The 1,282-nt window shown below is 64.5% G+C and carries 3 protein-coding genes and 1 pseudogene; all 4 read right to left on the reverse strand.

The genetic code is table 11. The features are described from left to right. Window positions 1–182, reverse strand: a 182-nt coding sequence (locus ABZY20_RS37220) for a hypothetical protein (RefSeq protein WP_356447965.1), incomplete at its 3' end; no start/stop codon positions are given. Between the two features lie 55 nt (window positions 183–237). Then, on the reverse strand, window positions 238–783 hold the full coding sequence (locus ABZY20_RS37225) for a chemotaxis protein CheW (protein WP_356447967.1): 546 nt from the start codon (window positions 781–783) through the stop codon (window positions 238–240). Window positions 784–787: 4 nt separating this feature from the next. Further along, a complete protein-coding gene (locus ABZY20_RS37230) occupies window positions 788–1,153 on the reverse strand; it encodes a response regulator (RefSeq protein ID WP_074862927.1) in 366 nt (121 codons plus the stop codon). Window positions 1,154–1,172: 19 nt separating this feature from the next. Then, window positions 1,173–1,282, reverse strand: a pseudogene (locus tag ABZY20_RS37235) (response regulator); the annotation flags it as partial.

Here is a 1,282-nt window from a genome sequence, read left to right on the forward strand (position 1 = left end):
TTTTTTTGTGTGTTTTGTTGTTTGTGTGTGGTTGTTGTGTTGGTGTTTTTTTTGTTGGTGGGTTGTTTTGTTGGGTTGGGGGTGTTTTGGGTGTTTTTGTTTTGTGTTTTGGGTTGGTCGATCAGCCAGGTATTGGCGCCCAGCATGCGGCTCTTGCCGGCGTTGTCCATCACAGTGCTCATGGTTCGGGAACCTCGGGTGTACGTGCGTGCGGTCTTGTTGGAGGAAGCGGCTGCGTCAGGCCGCTGCTTGTCGGAATTCGGGGGTGCGGGCCAGGCGCTCGAGGCTGAAGACGCCCCAGGCGTGGTCGTCCACGCGGTAGGCGCGCTCGACGAAGTTGGCGTAACGGCCCGAGGTCAGCGCCTGCGCCTGGTCCAGGTCGAGCAGGTTGTGCTCGTGGAAGCTGCGTTGGCCGAACAGCTCGTCGATCAGCACCGCGACGTCGCCGCCGGGCTGGCGCACCAGCAAGATGCGCTGGCCTTCGTGCAGCACGGTGCGCTCGCCCTCCAGGAACTGCTTGAGGTCGACGATCGGCAGCAGGCTGCCGCGCACGTTGGCCACCCCGAGCATCCACGGCTGCGCCCCGGGCACCTGGGTGACCTGCGGCAGCGAGAGGATTTCCACCACCGCGGCGACGGTCGAGGCGAGCCGGCGCGCGCCGATGCCGTAGCCGACGCCGCGCCACAGGCCGGGCGCGTCGAGCTGTTCGGGCAGACCGGCCACGTGCGCCAGCGAACGGCGCTCGTAATCGCTCAGCACATCGAACGGCGTCTTCAAAATCATCGTTTCACTTATCCAGCAATTCTTTGATCCGCGCGATCAGATCGTCCTCGCGCGGGGGTTTGACGATGTAGTCGCGCGCGCCCTGGCGCATGCCCCAGGCGCGATCGGTCTCCATGCCCTTGGTGCTGACGATCAGCACCGGGATCTGCTTGGTCTGCTCGTCCCGGCTCAGCGCACGGGTGGCCTGGAAGCCGTTCATGCCCGGCAGCACCACGTCCATCATCACCAGGTCGGGCAGCTCGCGCTTGGCCGCTTCGATTCCGTCCTCGGCACTGCCCGCGGCGAACACCTCGTGACCGTTGCGTTGCAGCAGTTGGGTCAACACCGCGGTATCCGTCGGCGAGTCCTCGATAAGCAGGATGCGTGCCATGGTGTGCCCTACCCCCCGGTCAGGCGTGTACGTGCTTGCGGATCGCGTCGAGGAGCTCCTCGCGCGTGAATGGCTTGGTCAGGTATTGCTCGGAACCGACGATGCGGCCCCGCGCCTTGTCGAACAGCC

It is taken from the genome of Streptomyces sp. NPDC006624, from assembly GCF_040611555.1.
Lineage (GTDB): Bacteria > Actinomycetota > Actinomycetes > Streptomycetales > Streptomycetaceae > Streptomyces.

Coding starts and splice junctions, on each gene's coding strand:
- ABZY20_RS37225 (WP_356447967.1), bottom strand. CDS start 783: ATGATTTTGAAGACGCCGTTCGATGTGCTGAGCGATTACGAGCGCCGT.
- ABZY20_RS37230 (WP_074862927.1), bottom strand. CDS start 1,153: ATGGCACGCATCCTGCTTATCGAGGACTCGCCGACGGATACCGCGGTG.